This is a genomic window from Bacillus sp. DTU_2020_1000418_1_SI_GHA_SEK_038 (assembly GCF_032341175.1).
Taxonomy (GTDB): domain Bacteria; phylum Bacillota; class Bacilli; order Bacillales; family Cytobacillaceae; genus Cytobacillus.
Genome location: NZ_CP135435.1, coordinates 2,348,747 through 2,365,195 on the forward strand (window position 1 = coordinate 2,348,747; position 16,449 = coordinate 2,365,195).

Genomic DNA, 16,449 nt, shown 5'->3' on the forward strand with positions numbered 1-16,449 from the left:
TTGGACAGGTTTTGGGTAAAACACTGAAACCTGTCCAGTAAACCAGTATTTGAGGATTTTTTTTATTCCATTTCTCCCAATTCTTGTCCAAAATAAGGTTTAATTTATATTCGTCCCGTAAAAAATCTCGTCCATTTCAGTTTTGAGTTTCTCGGTGATTTCGTCCACTTCCTCTTGGCTAAGAGTGTCCTTTGTGTATCCAAAGAGATAATTATTCAAATCAAAATCCCGAATCCGGCATTTTGTATGGAAAATATGCGACTGATAAATATTCACATCAATCATATCAAATTCATTTTTGATTTCTTCTGGAATGTAGTTTTGGATCGAGCTTATATCATGATCGATAAAGAGCTTTTGGCCATCTTTATCTCTTGTAAATCCGCGGACACGGAAATCGATCGTCATAATGTCAGTATCAAAGGAATGAATTAAGAAATTTAAAGCCTTCAAGGGAGAAATTTCTCCACAGGTCGACACGTCAATATCTGCACGAAAAGTACTTATTCCTTCCGAAGGGTGATATTCAGGATAGGTATGTACAGTGATATGGCTTTTATCAAGCTGCATGACTACAGATTCAGGAAGGGGCCCTGGTGATTCTGAAAAGGATTCGCTCGGAACCTCGACAACAGGGCCTTCTGACACAAGCATAGTCACACTCGCACCTTGTGGAACATAGTCTTGCTGGGCAATATTCAGCACATGAGCTCCAATGATGTCAGATACATTCTGAAGGATTTTGGTAAGCCTTTCGGCGCTATATTCCTCATCAATGTACTCTATGTAAGCCTCCCGCTCTTCCTTCGTTCTTGTATAACAAATATCATACATATTGAAACTTAACGATTTTGTTAGATTATTGAACCCATGCAGTTCAATTCTTTGTTCTGGAGTTAAGCTCACAATCCATTCCCCCTCTTTAATGACTGTTAATAAATCTCCGTAAATATTGTTATATTGCCCAAAATCGCTTCCAATAATTAGTTTTTTAATTAACAAAAAATCATGCAATGTCATTTACCAAAAATACCTAAGTGTATTTTATTTTATTAATAATTGTTTTTTAAAATTTATAATGAATGGGTAATAATTGTGATAGTCAATAGAGGATAAAGACGGATGGTGAAACGTTGAGGAAATTTTTTCGAACATTATTGTTACTTTTTATTTTGTATATATCATGGCCCTTCATTGAAAAACAGTTGGAACAAACTGATTTTTATCCGGTGTTAGATAGGTTTAAGGATGAAGTTCAAGCCATATCGGATAATCCTCAGGTTTCTGAAACGATCGAGACGATTTATTCCGCCATTAATCAGTTAGCTGGGAAAATGAATGAAAAAGTTGAGCTTCTTCCAAATAAAGATCCAAACCCAATAGATAAACCGAAATTATCCATTCCTTCCAACCAAACCTTTTCGATTCATAATATTGTTCTTGGGGAAAGTAAGGAGAATGTTGAAAAGCTGGCAGGCACTCCCAAAAGGACCACTTATAATGAATATGGAACTAAATGGTATACCTATCATGAAAATTATCACAACTTCTTCATGGTCACATACGATACGAATCAACAGGTTTCAGGTCTATACACAAATCAAGACTTAATTTCTTCAGCAAAAGGGATAAAGCTAGGCAGTACAAAAGAAGATGTTCTTCAACAACTTGGTAAGCCTTTAAATCAAATTCGCAAAGGCTTAGTTTTTTATCAGTTTGAAAAAGAACGAGATTATGATGTTTTTTCTATGGACCAGAGCTATGTAACGGTTTTTTACGATAAGCACGTCAATAATACCGTGACAGCCATTCAAATGATTGACGATGATTTAGAACAGGCTAAAAATTACTTTTATGCAAATGAGTCACAACAGCTGAAGGAAGGATTTGAATACCAATTATTTGATTTGACGAATGCTGACCGTGTAAAACATGGCAAGTCCGTATTGAAATGGGATGATCATGTAAAGGAAACAGCTCGGAGCCATAGCCTTGATATGGCTGAAAAAAATTACTTTTCCCATACAAATTTAGAAGGACAATCACCTTTTGACCGTATGAGTGAGGATCAGGTATCGTTCACTGCAGCTGGAGAGAATCTCGCAATGGGACAATTTAGCAGTATTTTTGCCCACGAAGGTTTGATGAATTCACTCGGTCACCGTGAAAACATCCTTAGGCCAGAATATCAATATTTAGGTGTGGGTGTGGCATTTAATTCGAAGTCCCAACCCTACTATACTGAAAAATTTTTCAGAAAATAATGAACGGGCTGAGCATTTAACTCGGCCCGTTTTCTTATATCATTCTAGCATTCAACTGCTCCTGGTTTTCATTTTCATGGATGCTTAAGAATACTTCCTCAAGCGATTCACTGTTATGCTCATGATAAATTTCCTCTAAAGTCCCAAAAGACCGGACCTTTCCATTAAATAAAATCATGACTTTGTCGGCGATTTCGATGGCATCTCGCATGATATGACTGCTGACAATCACGGTTTTATGTTCATTTTTCAGCTTTTGTAAAATTCTTTTAAACTGAATGACCCAGTAAGGATCCAAGCCATTCGTAGGTTCGTCTAATATATATATGTCTGTATCTGCAAGCAAACATTGAGCAAGGTTAAGGCGCTGGTTCATGCCTTTAGAGAAGCCGCCAACCTTTAGATTCCGTTCCTCCCACAAGCCCACTTCCTGCAAAACCTGTTGAATTTTTTCCTTGTCCGCTTTTAAAAACTTTCCATAGTAATGTAAGATTTCAATGGGTGTCAAATCTGGCGGGAAATTCATTTGGTCTGGCATATAGGCAAATGGCTTTTTCTTTTTATAATGAAAAACCACCTTTCCAGAGGATGCTTGATCAATCCCCGTTATCATTTTGATCATCGTACTCTTACCTGCACCATTTCCTCCACATAATACGACACATTCTCCCAGAATAATTCCGGCATCTACCGGATATAAAGCCGTTTTATGTTTATATTTTTTGGAGAGATTTCTTAGTTCAAGTATCATGCTAGACTCCCCTTTTCTTCAACATTTTAGTTGAGATGACCATGGCGATCCACATTAGAAGCACGATTGAGATCATTAATGAAATGGAAAGCATGCCACTCTCACTCCATTGTTCAATTATTAAAAACTCTGGACCAAATACGTATTCTGCATTAAGCTTAGAAATCGACCATACTCGAATAGATTCAATTGGGTTTAGCAAAATAAAGAAAAATAAACTATTGAGTTTAAAAGCGTATGGAATCCAATTGATAACAGTCATAATAACAAACTCATAAATGAAAACTGTAATACACCAGAAGAACAGTGCATATGACAATCCCTGCATTCTTGTTTTGCTAATCGCTCCTACGAATAATGAAGCGGCAGAAAATACAATAATGAGAAGCATATTCACACTTAGGAAAACCTGAAAGATAGAAGCTTGAAAAGATTTCCCGATGATAGAAAAAATAAGACCGAATAATCCATAAGATACGCCCATGACGACAAACATGGAAACCACTAATGATAAAAATTTGCTGAGCATATATTTCCAATAAGAAATTTGATACGTTTTATATAATCCTAGTCTGCCGCTCTCTTTGTCTCCAATAATGGAATTTGCCCCCAGAATTAAACAAATAATCGGCAAGAGCCATAGGGATAAATTAATGAGCAATGCAATAGAACGATTATATGCCGTTTGATTTATATTTTCCGAATCTGCTGGCTGCTGTTTAATCTCCTTTAAACCGTAATACTCTGGATTCACGCCCATTGTTTCGATATTGCTATTAACTCCTTCTAAACCATAAGTTACTTTGACGGGATCTAGTTTAACGGAGTTCAACCCATAGAAATAAAGCAATCCAGATAGAAAAATAAAGAGAATCATAAAATTCAATAACCACTTACTTCTAAGCAGCAATCGCAGCTCATGTCTAACCATTGAATACAAAATATCCATCATTTCCCCTCCCATCTATGGATTTCCGCCAAAATCTCCTAAACTTAATGCCCGTGCTTTGTACCCTTCAAATCCTTTTCTAATAACTCTTTTGCAGTATATATCTCCCCTCCTTGTTCCTTTTGCATGGCAGCTGCTTGTTTCTCTGTTTCATATGCTGCAATTCCATAATTCATAGGACTATGAATATCCTGACTTTGGATGAAAGTACTATTATCGAACGATATCCATTCCTTTGAGTCGTAGTCGTGAACGAAGGCAGCTTCATACTTTGTCTGATGTTCTTTCATATAGACCACCATACAGCCAATATCATCGAATAACATCGGTTTGCCATCCTCCAAAATGATCTGTGCGGCCGAATGTAAATCTTCTATGCCCATGTGACAAGTATCACAATCTTCCTCATTTGCTTTTATTTCGATTGGAGCAGCTGTTTTATCAGAGCAGGCAGTTAAGAATACCACAACAGCCAATAACAGGATCCACCATCTACACTTCATGTTTCTCCCTCCCAAACTTAAATAAGATATAGGAACATACCGATAAAATGAGTAAAAAAGAGAGGATCTGAGAAAAGTTCCTATCTCTTTTCTCTTTATATGACAGCTCACTTTGACTCTTTTCCCAATTAACGGGCGCTGGGTTCATGAGCGGATATTCATCAATCACAAATGTATCAGATGGAATCGGGGTGAACTTTTCAATCATATTCCATAACTCCACTGCTGGACTTCGATGGAAAATTTGTAAATACGGCTCTTTGTTTGTCATATTGTAAAAAACATCCCCGCTTTTATAGGCAAAATCAACAATTTTATCTTTATTTAGGCTTAAGGATTGATGATCATCGAAATAATTTCCATATTGATCCTTGCTAAACTTATTCACATTCTTACTATCAGAAATTATCTGTTTTGTATTTTGATAAAAATTGTTTAAATAAACATAATTCTGGTCAGAGTTCTTTCTTAATTCCAATCCTGTATCGTTTTCTAGAAATGTATTAAACTCAATCCGATTTCGTTTCGCATTTTCCATAAGGATTCCCTTATAGTTACTCATGACCACATTGGAGGCAATTTTTGAATCGAAAGTGTCATAGATAAACATCCCTGCACCGTCAACTTTTGTATTTAAATAAAAGATATTTTCTAGAATAAAAACTTCATAGCTTTGCATAATCATCAGTCCATTTACACTTTCACGTACTTGATTTTGCGAGATTAGGACGTTTCTGGAATCCATTGTATGAACACCATACCTTGTCCGAATCATTTGATTTCCTTTTAACTCACAGAATTCAGAATAGGATACATAAACCCCATCCTGTGTTTCAAAAATGAGGTTGCTATTGGCAGAAGTATTTGGTGCCTTCACTAAATAAATCCCATAGCCTTTATATTTAGACTTTTCTTCAAAACTAGTAATAGTATTTTGTTCAAAACGATGGCCATAGCTTTCATGAGCATAAATCCCATGAAATACATTTCTAATTAAATTATGATGAATATGAGAACGATTGCCTTTAATATAAATCCCAGCATTTTGAGAACCGCTTCCTTCTATCTGCAGACCTTCAACCGTCACGTCATCTGCATCAATGGTAAGAACGTTCCCTTCATATGGACCGATGATCTTAGCTCCTTTTTCACCGATAAGTTGGACGGAATGAGTTATGGTTAATGGGCCTATATATTCTCCCGTTTTGAGGTTTATCACAGAAGAAGTTGGATTTAATAATGCCCCTTGAAGCTCCTTTGTATTGGATACAGTTACTTCCGCTCCGTGAACTTTACCAGCAAAAAAGAACCAGGCACATACAATAAATAGGAGAACTTTTTTATTCAAATGGGATACACCTCCCCAATCACTGTTACCATAATAAACGATTTTTTGATGATACAGCTAAAAGGGCAGTGTTCCTAGGTTGCATGTTTCACATCTGTCCATAAATCGTTTAGGAATATCTGCCCTCTTTATTTGAAACTTAAGGTTCACATTATTAATTTTTTCTTGTATACTTTTAGTTGTGTGATTTATTTATCTATTTATTAATGGCTCATTGTAGCCTTACCGTCGTCTTCACCAGTTTCGGTTACTTTAAGAATGGCGACGGCTCCTTTTTGTGCATGGTTGAATTGGTGTGTGACAATTGGGTAGCTTCCTACTCTTGTTACAGTAAATTCAACTACAGCACCGCCGCTGGCTGGAAGCATAACTGTTTGTAATCCTTTGTAATGGTTATATGGGTTACCGTCAATATATACATCATCAAATATTGTACCAACAACATGGAATGAGCTAACTTCATTTGGTCCTACATTGTTAATATAGATTCTTACTCTGTCTCCAACTTTTGCTAACAGTGGCTGCTCTTTTAGTGTGAACGTATCACCATTTGTATTTAGGTCACCTTCTTGAAGAGCTTTTGCTGAAAATACGACATGACTCGGTACACCATTTGTGAAATCGTCTAAATCGTTATATTTATACCATTCGTTTTGTATCATTACGAATTCTTTATTAATTCCTTCATCTGTTGGATAGCCATTTTTCGGCTTAACAATGATCGTACCATGCATTCCGTTTGCAATATGTGAAAGTACTGGTGCTGTTCCACAATGGTACATAAATACACCTGGCTTATTTGCTGGATAGCTGAATGTTCCTGATTCATTAGGCATTACATTGATAAAGTCCTTAGATGGTGCTGCATGAACAGCATGAAAATCCATGCTATGCGGAATGGCCGGATCCATATTCTTTAATGTAAAGTTAATTGTGTCTCCTTCATTTACTACTACAACCGGTCCTGGGGCTTCCCCGTTAAATGTCCAAGCTTTGTAAATATTTCCTTTGTCTATTTCAATGTCTGTAATCTGTGATGTCATTTCCACGTTTACTTCTGTAGGACCCACCCTTTCGATTTTCAACGGTACTGGTTCCTGGTTGACCCCTTTATGTGGGGCTATGACCTCATTAGTACTTTTCTCTGCTGCTAATACCTTTTGCTCTGGCTGTGGTTTTTCTTGTAAAGATTGTTGGTTACATGCGGTTAGTAAGCTTAGTCCAATTGCGGATGTTAGAAGATATTTCAAACCCTTTTTCATGTTAACTCCTCCTTTAATATCCTTTCCTTCACATCTTAATCATACTGTTTCCAATTCTCTGAATAGGTGATATTACTCACAAAAGATCCCGAGTCTGTGAAAAGTTTGTGAAGTATGTTCTTAAGAATCTTTCCGTACATAATTGCAGACTTTCGTATAAAATTGGAACTTTGAAATCGCTGTCATTCCAAACATCCGATAATTCCATGGAAATCTCACTTTTATTTGTGCTATACTTTAACAGCCCATGCATTTTGTCCGTTTTATAAAATACTTTTAATCTATAAGTGTAAGGTTTTGAACTGCATATTCGTCTATTATAATGAGAGCAAAAGAAGCAATTGAATAGACTTAATATCCCTACATACAAAAAGGAGAATTTCAGAAAAAAATGATAGTTGATTTTATGATGATTTTAAAAGCAATCATACTTGGATTAGTTGAAGGTTTAACAGAATTTGCTCCAGTTTCATCTACGGGGCATATGATCATTGTGGATGATATGTGGCTTCATTCAAAGGATTTTTTATCGAAGTCGACAGCGAATACATTTAAGGTTGTTATCCAGTTAGGATCCATTCTTGCAGTTGTCATCATCTTTAAAGATAGATTTATTGACATGCTCGGTCTTGGGAAACAGAAAAGGGATGCTGCGATTCCAGAAAGCCGTTTGAAGCTGACTCAGGTCATTGTCGGTCTGATTCCGGCTGGTATTCTTGGTGTTTTATTTGAAGATTATATCGATGAATACTTATTTTCCATTGAAACAGTTTTAATTGGCTTAGTTATTGGGGCTATCTTTATGATCTTTGCAGATATTTTTGGAGGGAAACGGCCAAAAGTGGACACTGTTGACCAAATTACTTATAAACAGGCATTTTCTATTGGATTGATACAATGCTTTTCACTCTGGCCCGGTTTTTCACGCTCAGGTTCAACGATTTCCGGTGGAGTATTGCTCGGGTTGAGCCACCGTGCAGCAGCTGATTTCACCTTTATCATGGCTGTACCGATTATGGCTGGTGCGAGCTTCATCTCACTATTAAAAAACTGGCAATATTTCACGATCGATGCCCTGCCGTTTTTCATCGCTGGCTTTATTAGCGCCTTTGTTTTTGCCCTTTTGTCTATACGTTTCTTTTTAAAACTGATTAATAAAATCAAACTTGTGCCATTCGCCATTTACCGAATTGTTTTGGCATTAGTCATCTATATTGTATTTTTCTAAAAAAGCGGACTAGCCTTAGTCCGTTTTTTTTGTAAGCATTTCATTATCCTGATTTCTTATTAATTGATAAAATTGCTTTTAAAGGTAAATCCTTTAAGAGAATATTGTATGAAGGTAGATGAAGAATATGGAAGTACAGTCTGAAAATAAACCACTTCACGAAATTCACTATTCTGTTTTAGACCTGTCCCCTATCATAGTTGGCGGTACAGCATCTGAAGCGTTTCGAAATACGCTAGATCTTGCTCAGCAAGCTGAAAAATGGGGTTATCACCGTTACTGGCTTGCCGAGCATCATAATATGCAAGGGATAGCTAGTTCAGCGACTTCAATCGTTATTAGTCATGTGGCAGCTGGAACTAAGAAAATTCGAGTTGGTTCAGGAGGAATTATGCTTCCCAATCATGCCCCTCTCATTATTGCAGAACAGTTTGGTACATTAGAATCGCTATTTCCTGGCCGCATTGATCTTGGCCTGGGACGTGCTCCCGGAACAGACCAAATAACTGCAAGAGCATTGAGACGTGACCGAAGATCAGATGGACAGGATTTTCCTGAACAGTTGGAAGAATTGCGTACATACTTTGATCCATCAAGAGCTTCAGGTCAAATGCCAGTTAGAGCTGTCCCAGGTGAAGGGTTAGACATTCCAATTTGGCTGCTTGGTTCGAGTGGTTTCAGTGCACAGCTTGCAGGACTTCTTGGCCTCCCATTTGCATTCGCAAGTCATTTCTCGCCAGAGAACACTTTGCCAGCCCTTGATTTATATCGAAAAAGCTTCCAGCCCTCCTCTGTTTTGGATAAACCCCATTCTATGGTAGGAACGAATGTGATAGCTGCTGATTCTGATGAAAAAGCAGAGTGGCTCGCAACATCTATGCAGCAGCAATTTCTAAACTTAGTCAGGAATACGCCAGGTCAGCTAAACCCTCCTGTCAATAATATGGATGAACTTTGGAGCGAATATGAGAAATCCATCTTAGAAAAGCAGCTCGGTTCTTCGATTATTGGCGGACCAGAAAAGGTTAAAGTGAAGCTCCAACAGTTTCTGAATGAAACTAAAGCAGACGAAATCATGATCAATGGGCAAATTTATTATCATCAGGATCGCCTCCGGTCGTTTGAAATCATATCAAACATTATGAAAGGCTCCTCTTGAGAAGGATGCATTTCAGGTATATAGGCCAGTCGGGAATCATGGGACAGTGTACCTGTCCCCATGCCCCTTCTAATTCTTTTTCTCCCCTAACTCATCAATTAGCCTCTCTGCTGTTCGGCGATACAAATTACTCATATGGACGAATGAGGCAATCATAAGGATTTTCTCTAGTTCCCCTGAAGCACTATCTTCCAGCAGCTTTACCTCATGCTTTACATCCTCTACTTTATTTTCAGCATCATTATAAAAGACTGAAAGGTTCTTTTCAGTAAGATGCAGAAAGCTATCATAAAATCGATCCACCTCGAATTCATGGTCGATGATTTTTGCATTAATGTTAGACAATGTATCCTTAATATCATTTATTGAAAGTCCGCCCTTCAACTGATAAATAAGGCTAATTAATATGAGATGGTCTTTTGAATACTTTTTATTTTTGATTGGGAATAAAAGCTTTCCTTTAGCATAATTATTGATCATTGTTTTTGTCAGAACCTTTTCATCCTCATTACGCTTCGTGCTGCTAAATTTATTTTCAAACAGCTGGATAACTTGATCCATATAAAGATCAATTTCAGGAATCTCATTTAAAGAAATTTGTCTGTTTAAGTTAAGTGATTCGATTATTTTTTGCAAGTTTTCCATATATATTAACCTCTGAATTCATAATCATTAAGTAAATATTACAGTATTAATAAGAGTAAGTAAATGATTGACTATGTATCAGAATGGCTGTATCATTATAAGTAGTTATAGAAACTACATACAGTCACATTAGGGGGATAATTTATGACATCTTTTATTCGAGAGCCTATTAACGGTCTTACGCATTTAGCTGGAGCGATTCTTTCCTTTGTTGGACTTCTAGCGATGGTGATCAAAGCTTCCATAACAACAGCGTCTCCAATTGCGATCACTTCTGTCATTATTTTTGGCATCAGCATGATTCTGCTTTATTCCGCATCAGCTACCTATCATATGGTAGTTGCTAAGGATAAAGTCATTTCTTTTCTCAGAAGACTTGACCATTCAATGATTTTTGTATTAATTGCTGGATCCTATACACCCTTTTGTCTGATTAGCCTAAAGGGAACGACAGGCTGGTTAATATTTTCAATTGTTTCTGCCATCGCAGTGGTCGGTGTCCTATTTAAAATGGTCTGGTTTAATTGTCCAAGATGGCTATCTACCGCACTTTATGTGGCAGTAGGCTGGATTATTGTGTTTGCCTTCTCCCCTTTGTCTGAATCATTAAGCACGGCTGGCATTCTTCTTCTATTAGCCGGAGGAATCCTTTACACAATTGGAGGAGTGATTTACGCGCTAAAGCCAAAGTTTTTGGAGTTTGAACATTTCGGCTTTCACGAAATCTTTCATATTTTTATTATGCTTGGCAGCATGTCTCATTTTCTATGTGTTTATATGTTTGTAATATAATGAAAAACCCGCTCTGTGAGCGGGTTTTTCTATTCTCTAATAGCCCATATTAATAAACATCGATAGGAAAAATGCAAAAATAAGAATAATACCAATGATAAGCAAAATAAATAAAACGACAATAATCCAGCCTAACACTTTTCTATTTGTGACGATTAAGTAAATCCCCAAGCCTAACAGACCTAATATAAAACCTAGGATTCCCCATAATACCGGACTTTTCCCATGCTTAGGTGCATCAATTACCATATATGCCGTAATCGCGATGCTTATAAGTAACCCTATAATATACTCCATTGCTCTCCTCCTCTAATAAAACACATATAATAAATTTCTATACAACTTTAACAGAATTATGCAATGGATTTAAGATGAAATGAATGGCTAAAAGGGATTATTATGACAACTTCTATATGGAGCCTGACCGATACATAACTTCAAAGAAATTTGGAAAACTTGTACAGAGGGAGGTGTGTTGCAAATAAAGTGAAAAACGCGGTACCTTAATAAAATAGTACCGCGTAAACTTTCTTTTTAATTCGTTCCCAAGACTACGCCAAGTTCTTTTAAATACTGCCTATAAGCAATACTCATTCTATCACATACAAGTGAAAGCTCAACCTGTAAATCAAGCGGCAGCTCTTCAGGCTTTTGATTCTCTACGACTGGTTTGTCTTGTAAGAAGATTTCATCTTGGAACTTTATAATCTCCTCATCTTTCAACCCAGTTTCATAGTCGAAGGAAAGGATACCGTAAGCAACAGAATTATCTTCATCCTTTGGCCGGATCGTTAATAATATCGTCATATGGGTCCCGTTTTCGCGATCTCTCTTCGTAAATAAAACGGTTAAAGGACGAATAATCTCATATGTGTAATACACATATTTCGGGTTTCCAGACCCATCGGGATCAGGCTGGTAGATAGCAATTTCGTCTGAATAAATTCGGCTCCCCTCTTTATGGACATAGTAATCCTGAATTTCACGATGAGTTTCTGTGCCAAGGAATCCTTGGTGGACAACCGCTAAGTGACCGACATCAAGGAAATTTTCTACGATGCGAGGCGGTTTAGCGTTTACTTCCTGCGGTCCCCAAATAACATTACGATAATTAGTTCCTTCCATCTCTTTATAATAGAAAAAATCAGGATTATTATTAGCAAGATTCACCCAGATAAAACCATACTTTTCTTGACATGCATATTTAATCGCTTTTGCTTTTTTTGGAATAGCACGCTCCTTAGGAAGCTGCGGGATCTTGACACAATCTCCATCATGATGAAATTCCCACGCATGATAAGGACAAACTAGGCAGTCATTCTTCACTTCGCCCAATGATAAAGCAGCCCCTCTATGAATGCATAAATCCTTAAATGCATGAACCCCTTCACTATTTCTAAAAATAACTAGCCGCTCTCCCATTAAGACCACTTGGATTGGCTTTTCTTTCACATCAACAGAACGACAAGCTACAATCCAATCTTCTAACAAAACTTTATCTTGTATCATGTTAGTCTCCTTTATCACGTTTTTTCTATTTTCATTGTAATAAGATTATTATCTTCGGTCAATATAAAATACGAACGTATTTAAAAAAAATTAAAAAAATGTTCGTTTTTTATATACAAACGATTTGATTTTTAATATAATCCACTTGAAAACATGAAAAACACAGATAATCAAGGAGGAATTCTGTTGGATAGGAAACCAGAAAATGGGATTATCATCGGAGTAGATGATAAAATTAGTTATGGCAAGGCACTCCTTCTTGGAGCACAGCACGTGTTAGCTATGGATTTGTATATTGCACCAATCATCATCGCAGGACTTTTATCTTTAGGAACTGAAAATACGTCATTCTTTATTCAAATGTGTTTTCTGGCAACAGGGCTTGCTACTTTAATTCAGACAGGTGCAGGAATTAAGCTGCCAGTTGTACAAGGTCCTTCCTATGTACCGATTGGAGCCATTGCAGCTATTGGGGGAAAGCTTGGTTTAGGGGCTATTGCAGGAAGTCTTATTCCAGGAGCACTGATTATTGCGCTTCTAGGATATCCAATGAAATGGTTTGCAAAGGTTGTCAAAAGAGTCATTCCCCCTCTTGTCGGAGGAACCGTTATTATTATTGTTGGGATTGCCTTAATGCCTGTCGGAATAAATAATATCTATATTGCACCTGGTAATGTAGGTGACAACATAATCGTTGCTGCAGTTTCTGCAGGCGTACTGATCGTTTGTATGCTTCTTGGCCGCAAAGTGAACGGAGTAGGAACCTTTTTCCGCTTGGTTTCTGTGTTAATTGCCATAGTTGCCGGAACTGCAACTGCTAGTTTTTTTGGTACTGTTGATTTCTCCCCTGTTAAGGAGGCAGCTTGGTTCTCATTGCCATCATTTCTTCCTTTTGGAAAACCGATTTTTAATGTAAGTGCTATTATTACAATGGTTTTAGTTTATTTTATTATTTTAATCGAAACGACTGGAACTTGGTTTGTCGTTTCTACCGTTACTGGAAAAGAGCTTGATGAGAAGCGTTTAAACCGTGCATCTGTTGGTGAAGGTCTAGGATGCTTTGTTGGTGCCCTGTTTGGAAGCACGCCAATGACTGGTTACTCATCTAATGCGGGACTTCTTGCTATCACGGGTGTTGCAAGCAGATTAGCAATTATGGCCAGTGGTTTCATCCTTGTATGTTTAGGACTTGTACCGAAGCTATCAACTGCCATCACATGCATCCCTGAACCTGTTATAAACGGGATATTCGGGATTGTCTGTGTCGCCATAGTGACAAATGGAATGAAGGTAATCCAGCCAATTATTATTGATGACCGCAATATGATGATTATTGGGATTCCAATTCTTTTAACTCTAGCTGTTACTGTTTTGCCAAAAGAAGTTCTATATAGTGCACCTGAATGGGCAACGTATATCTTATCCTCTGGAATTACAGTTGGCGCACTTGCCACTGTTATATTGAATTTAGTCATTCCGTCCGGAGAAAAAAAATCTGCTGCTGAACCAGTAAGTGAGATAACCGATACTCCATAAAAAGAGAAGTTTATTTTGAAGGAACTAATTTTAAAATTAGTTCCTTTTTTTGTATCCATGTTAGTGTTTTCGCTCGGTTTTTTTCAATACAAAGCCCTTCTAGGAATCTCTTTCATTGACTTTACTTCCTATACAAGATACATTCTATATATAGTATATTCAAATAATCAAATATACTAAAATAAAAATATATGAAAAAGGGATGGTTATGCAGCGGAAATCATTTTTTACTGGGAGATATGAGGGTTATTCTTTTCGAGGATTTCAAAAGGATCTTTTATCCGGCCTGGTAGTTGGTATCATTGCTATCCCGCTTGGTATGGCATTTGCCATTGCTTCAGGTGTTAAACCGGAATACGGAATTTATACAACCATTTTCGCTGGAATATTAATCTCGCTTTTCGGCGGTTCGAAGTACCAAATTGGCGGTCCTACTGGGGCATTTATTCCCATTCTATTTGGCATAGTCATGACATACGGATATGAAAATTTATTAATTGCTGGTTTTTTAGCGGGCATCATTCTTTTGCTCATGGGATTTTTCCGCCTTGGGTCTTTAATTAAATTTATCCCTAAACCTGTCACGATTGGTTTCACTTCGGGCATTGCTGTGATTATATTTTCTGGACAAATCGCTAATTTTCTTGGCTTGGAGAACATTGAAAAACATGAATATTTTCTGCAAAACATGCGAGAAATCATTGTTCATATCGATACAATTAATATCTATAGTCTCTTAACTGCGGGAATTTGCCTTATGACCGTTCTCCTCACTCCGAAGTTTCTTCCGAAAATTCCAGGTCCTCTTATCGGTTTATTAGTATCTACCGTCATTGCGTCCATTTTCTACCCTGGCCAAATTGCCACGATTGGCACAGTTTTTGGCGAAATTCCAAGTTCATTGCCCAGGCTGCAGCTTCCAGAAATTACACTGGAAAAAATCCGACTATTAATCGGACCTGCATTTGTGATCGCTCTTTTAGGAAGTATTGAGTCTTTATTGTCAGCTGTTGTTGCAGATGGCATGACGAATGGAAAACATAATAGTAACAGGGAGCTTAAGGGACAGGGAATTGCGAATATAATCACCCCATTATTTGGAGGGATTCCGGCAACTGGAGCGATAGCGAGAACCGCCACAAATATTAAAACAGGGGCAGTTTCTCCTTTTTCTGGAATCATCCATGGTGCTGTTGTTTTACTTGTACTTGTTCTATTTGCACCATATGCCTCGACGATTCCACTGGCAAGTATGGCGCCTATTCTTATGGTTGTCGCTTGGAATATGAGTGAAAAACATGTATTCAAACATATATTAAAGACTAAGACTGAGGATTCAATTGTTCTCGTTGTTACCTTCCTGCTTACTGTTTTTGTAAATTTAACTATTGCAGTTCAAATAGGCCTACTGCTCGCTCTTGTCTTATTTACAAAACGGATGAGTGACATTTTGGTCACAGCTAAGGTTTTGCCTAACCCACTGCATAAGAATAAAAAAGTGGAGTCGACTATGGTCACGAAGAACCGTGATTGCCCGCAAATTAGTATTTATAGTGTTGAAGGACCATTATTCTTTGGGGCTGCGCAATCTTTCTCACAGACGATAATGAAAACTATTCATTATAAACCTCGGGTCTTACTTTTGAGAATGGGAAAGGTTCCTTTCATGGATATAACGGGTGAAGCCTCACTTGCCTCTATTGTGAGGCATTTTTCAAAAAGCGGGGTTGTTTTAATTGCAGGCATAAATGCTCAGCCTAAAAGTGTTTTGCAACGAACAGGCTTGTACGATGTGATTGGTGAGGAGCATTTCTTTGAGCACACTGGGGATGCCATCAATTTGGCTCTTGCCCTTCTCACTAAAGATAAATGCCTTGGATGCAAGCATTTCGCCTTTAATGAATGTAAGGCCCTTTCACAAGGAAATGAAATGTTAAGTCAGAAGAAACTTCTCTCTTCATCATAGCTATGTCAAAAAGGAGCGAACTTGCAAAAGTGCCGCTCCTTCTTATGTTAATTATATCGACTTGTTCCTACTTTTGCTTTTCCTCCCATTGCTCCATCGGATCAGCAATGGACTCGTCATTAGGCATATGAATCATTTTTATTTCTCGCTCATTTCGTCCTTTAGCAATATCAAGATAGATCATTTTTGATTTGCCTAGGCCTGCTTTTTCCGCATCATCGATGGAAGCAGCATAGTAAACTGTCTTAATCCCTGCAAAATACATGGCAGTTAAGCACATTGCACATGGTTCACCACTAGCATACATGGTGCAGTCACTTAAATCTAATGTTTGCAGCTTCTCTTGAGCCCTTCTGATTGCTAATAATTCTGCATGTCCACTTACATCATAATGAATGTGAAGTTCATTTACTCCTTCAGAAATAACTTCATTGTCTTTTACCAAAACAGCACCAAACGGCTGCCCTCCCTGCTCAACATTTTTCAACGCTAATTGAATGGCTTGCTTCATGAATAAATCCATAATAATAAAATCTC

The 16,449-nt window shown here is 37.5% G+C and carries 16 protein-coding genes; 6 read left to right on the top strand and 10 right to left on the bottom strand.

Annotation, left to right across the window (positions count from 1 at the left end; translation table 11 throughout):
* Positions 1-99 precede the first annotated feature (99 nt).
* Complete coding sequence (gene speD / locus RRV45_RS11635) at positions 100-906, bottom strand: adenosylmethionine decarboxylase (protein ID WP_315669017.1); 807 nt, start codon at positions 904-906, stop codon at positions 100-102.
* Positions 907-1,133: 227 nt separating this feature from the next.
* Here speD and RRV45_RS11640 point away from each other — a divergent pair, with 227 nt between their 5' ends.
* Positions 1,134-2,264 carry a CAP domain-containing protein gene (locus tag RRV45_RS11640; RefSeq protein WP_315664859.1) on the top strand — a complete coding sequence of 377 codons (1,131 nt, stop codon included), beginning with the start codon at positions 1,134-1,136 and terminating at the stop codon, positions 2,262-2,264.
* A gap of 34 nt (positions 2,265-2,298) precedes the next feature.
* On the opposite strand, the gene RRV45_RS11645 is transcribed toward RRV45_RS11640, so the two are convergent.
* The 5 genes from RRV45_RS11645 to RRV45_RS11665 all read right to left on the bottom strand — a co-directional run bounded on the left by RRV45_RS11645 (position 2,299) and on the right by RRV45_RS11665 (position 7,077).
* A complete protein-coding gene (locus tag RRV45_RS11645) occupies positions 2,299-3,015 on the bottom strand; it encodes an ABC transporter ATP-binding protein (RefSeq protein WP_315664860.1) in 717 nt (238 codons plus the stop codon).
* Position 3,016: 1 nt separating this feature from the next.
* Complete coding sequence (locus RRV45_RS11650) at positions 3,017-3,967, bottom strand: ABC transporter permease (protein WP_315664861.1); 951 nt, start codon at positions 3,965-3,967, stop codon at positions 3,017-3,019.
* 41 nt (positions 3,968-4,008) lie between these two features.
* Positions 4,009-4,467 carry a nitrous oxide reductase accessory protein NosL gene (locus tag RRV45_RS11655; protein ID WP_315664862.1) on the bottom strand — a complete coding sequence of 153 codons (459 nt, stop codon included), beginning with the start codon at positions 4,465-4,467 and terminating at the stop codon, positions 4,009-4,011.
* Positions 4,457-5,815 carry a right-handed parallel beta-helix repeat-containing protein gene (locus RRV45_RS11660; RefSeq protein WP_315664863.1) on the bottom strand — a complete coding sequence of 453 codons (1,359 nt, stop codon included), beginning with the start codon at positions 5,813-5,815 and terminating at the stop codon, positions 4,457-4,459. The genes RRV45_RS11655 and RRV45_RS11660 overlap by 11 nt, the downstream gene beginning before the upstream one ends.
* 203 nt (positions 5,816-6,018) lie before the next feature.
* Positions 6,019-7,077: a multicopper oxidase domain-containing protein gene (locus RRV45_RS11665; protein WP_315664864.1), complete on the bottom strand. Its 1,059-nt coding sequence runs from the start codon at positions 7,075-7,077 to the stop codon at positions 6,019-6,021.
* Positions 7,078-7,468: 391 nt separating this feature from the next.
* On the opposite strand from RRV45_RS11665, the gene RRV45_RS11670 reads away from it, so the two are divergent.
* Together RRV45_RS11670 and RRV45_RS11675 are read left to right on the top strand one after the other, a co-directional pair.
* A complete protein-coding gene (locus tag RRV45_RS11670; protein WP_315664865.1) occupies positions 7,469-8,305 on the top strand; it encodes an undecaprenyl-diphosphate phosphatase in 837 nt (278 codons plus the stop codon).
* A 127-nt stretch (positions 8,306-8,432) separates the two neighbouring features.
* Positions 8,433-9,464 (top strand): LLM class flavin-dependent oxidoreductase, encoded by a 1,032-nt coding sequence (locus RRV45_RS11675; protein ID WP_315664866.1) that lies wholly within the window; start codon positions 8,433-8,435, stop codon positions 9,462-9,464.
* A 69-nt stretch (positions 9,465-9,533) separates the two neighbouring features.
* Here the strand turns inward: RRV45_RS11675 and RRV45_RS11680 are convergent, their stop codons facing one another.
* Positions 9,534-10,109 carry a DUF1836 domain-containing protein gene (locus RRV45_RS11680; protein ID WP_315664867.1) on the bottom strand — a complete coding sequence of 192 codons (576 nt, stop codon included), beginning with the start codon at positions 10,107-10,109 and terminating at the stop codon, positions 9,534-9,536.
* Between the two features lie 144 nt (positions 10,110-10,253).
* Between RRV45_RS11680 and trhA the strand changes: the two genes are divergently transcribed.
* Positions 10,254-10,901, top strand: coding sequence for a PAQR family membrane homeostasis protein TrhA (gene trhA, locus RRV45_RS11685; RefSeq protein WP_315664868.1), 648 nt, complete (start codon positions 10,254-10,256; stop codon positions 10,899-10,901).
* 36 nt (positions 10,902-10,937) lie between these two features.
* Here trhA and RRV45_RS11690 read toward each other — a convergent pair whose 3' ends face one another.
* Together RRV45_RS11690 and RRV45_RS11695 are read right to left on the bottom strand one after the other, a co-directional pair.
* Complete coding sequence (locus RRV45_RS11690) at positions 10,938-11,198, bottom strand: hypothetical protein (RefSeq protein ID WP_315664869.1); 261 nt, start codon at positions 11,196-11,198, stop codon at positions 10,938-10,940.
* A 237-nt stretch (positions 11,199-11,435) separates the two neighbouring features.
* Positions 11,436-12,410 carry an aromatic ring-hydroxylating dioxygenase subunit alpha gene (locus RRV45_RS11695; RefSeq protein ID WP_315664870.1) on the bottom strand — a complete coding sequence of 325 codons (975 nt, stop codon included), beginning with the start codon at positions 12,408-12,410 and terminating at the stop codon, positions 11,436-11,438.
* Between the two features lie 186 nt (positions 12,411-12,596).
* On the opposite strand from RRV45_RS11695, the gene RRV45_RS11700 reads away from it, so the two are divergent.
* The gene (locus tag RRV45_RS11700) at positions 12,597-13,946 is read left to right on the top strand and encodes a uracil-xanthine permease family protein (RefSeq protein ID WP_315664871.1); all 1,350 of its coding nucleotides are present in this window, start codon (positions 12,597-12,599) and stop codon (positions 13,944-13,946) included.
* Positions 13,947-14,154: 208 nt separating this feature from the next.
* Entirely contained in the window at positions 14,155-15,912 is a 1,758-nt protein-coding gene (locus tag RRV45_RS11705; RefSeq protein ID WP_315664872.1) for a SulP family inorganic anion transporter, read from the top strand.
* Positions 15,913-15,979: 67 nt separating this feature from the next.
* Here the strand turns inward: RRV45_RS11705 and RRV45_RS11710 are convergent, their stop codons facing one another.
* Entirely contained in the window at positions 15,980-16,435 is a 456-nt protein-coding gene (locus RRV45_RS11710; RefSeq protein WP_315664873.1) for a nucleoside deaminase, read from the bottom strand.
* Positions 16,436-16,449: the final 14 nt, after the last annotated feature.

Coding starts and splice junctions, on each gene's coding strand:
- RRV45_RS11690 (WP_315664869.1), bottom strand. CDS start 11,198: ATGGAGTATATTATAGGGTTACTTATAAGCATCGCGATTACGGCATAT.
- trhA (WP_315664868.1), top strand. CDS start 10,254: ATGACATCTTTTATTCGAGAGCCTATTAACGGTCTTACGCATTTAGCT.
- RRV45_RS11710 (WP_315664873.1), bottom strand. CDS start 16,435: ATGGATTTATTCATGAAGCAAGCCATTCAATTAGCGTTGAAAAATGTT.
- RRV45_RS11705 (WP_315664872.1), top strand. CDS start 14,155: ATGCAGCGGAAATCATTTTTTACTGGGAGATATGAGGGTTATTCTTTT.
- RRV45_RS11695 (WP_315664870.1), bottom strand. CDS start 12,410: ATGATACAAGATAAAGTTTTGTTAGAAGATTGGATTGTAGCTTGTCGT.
- RRV45_RS11645 (WP_315664860.1), bottom strand. CDS start 3,015: ATGATACTTGAACTAAGAAATCTCTCCAAAAAATATAAACATAAAACG.
- RRV45_RS11675 (WP_315664866.1), top strand. CDS start 8,433: ATGGAAGTACAGTCTGAAAATAAACCACTTCACGAAATTCACTATTCT.
- RRV45_RS11665 (WP_315664864.1), bottom strand. CDS start 7,077: ATGAAAAAGGGTTTGAAATATCTTCTAACATCCGCAATTGGACTAAGC.
- RRV45_RS11655 (WP_315664862.1), bottom strand. CDS start 4,467: ATGAAGTGTAGATGGTGGATCCTGTTATTGGCTGTTGTGGTATTCTTA.
- RRV45_RS11670 (WP_315664865.1), top strand. CDS start 7,469: ATGATAGTTGATTTTATGATGATTTTAAAAGCAATCATACTTGGATTA.
- RRV45_RS11680 (WP_315664867.1), bottom strand. CDS start 10,109: ATGGAAAACTTGCAAAAAATAATCGAATCACTTAACTTAAACAGACAA.
- RRV45_RS11650 (WP_315664861.1), bottom strand. CDS start 3,967: ATGATGGATATTTTGTATTCAATGGTTAGACATGAGCTGCGATTGCTG.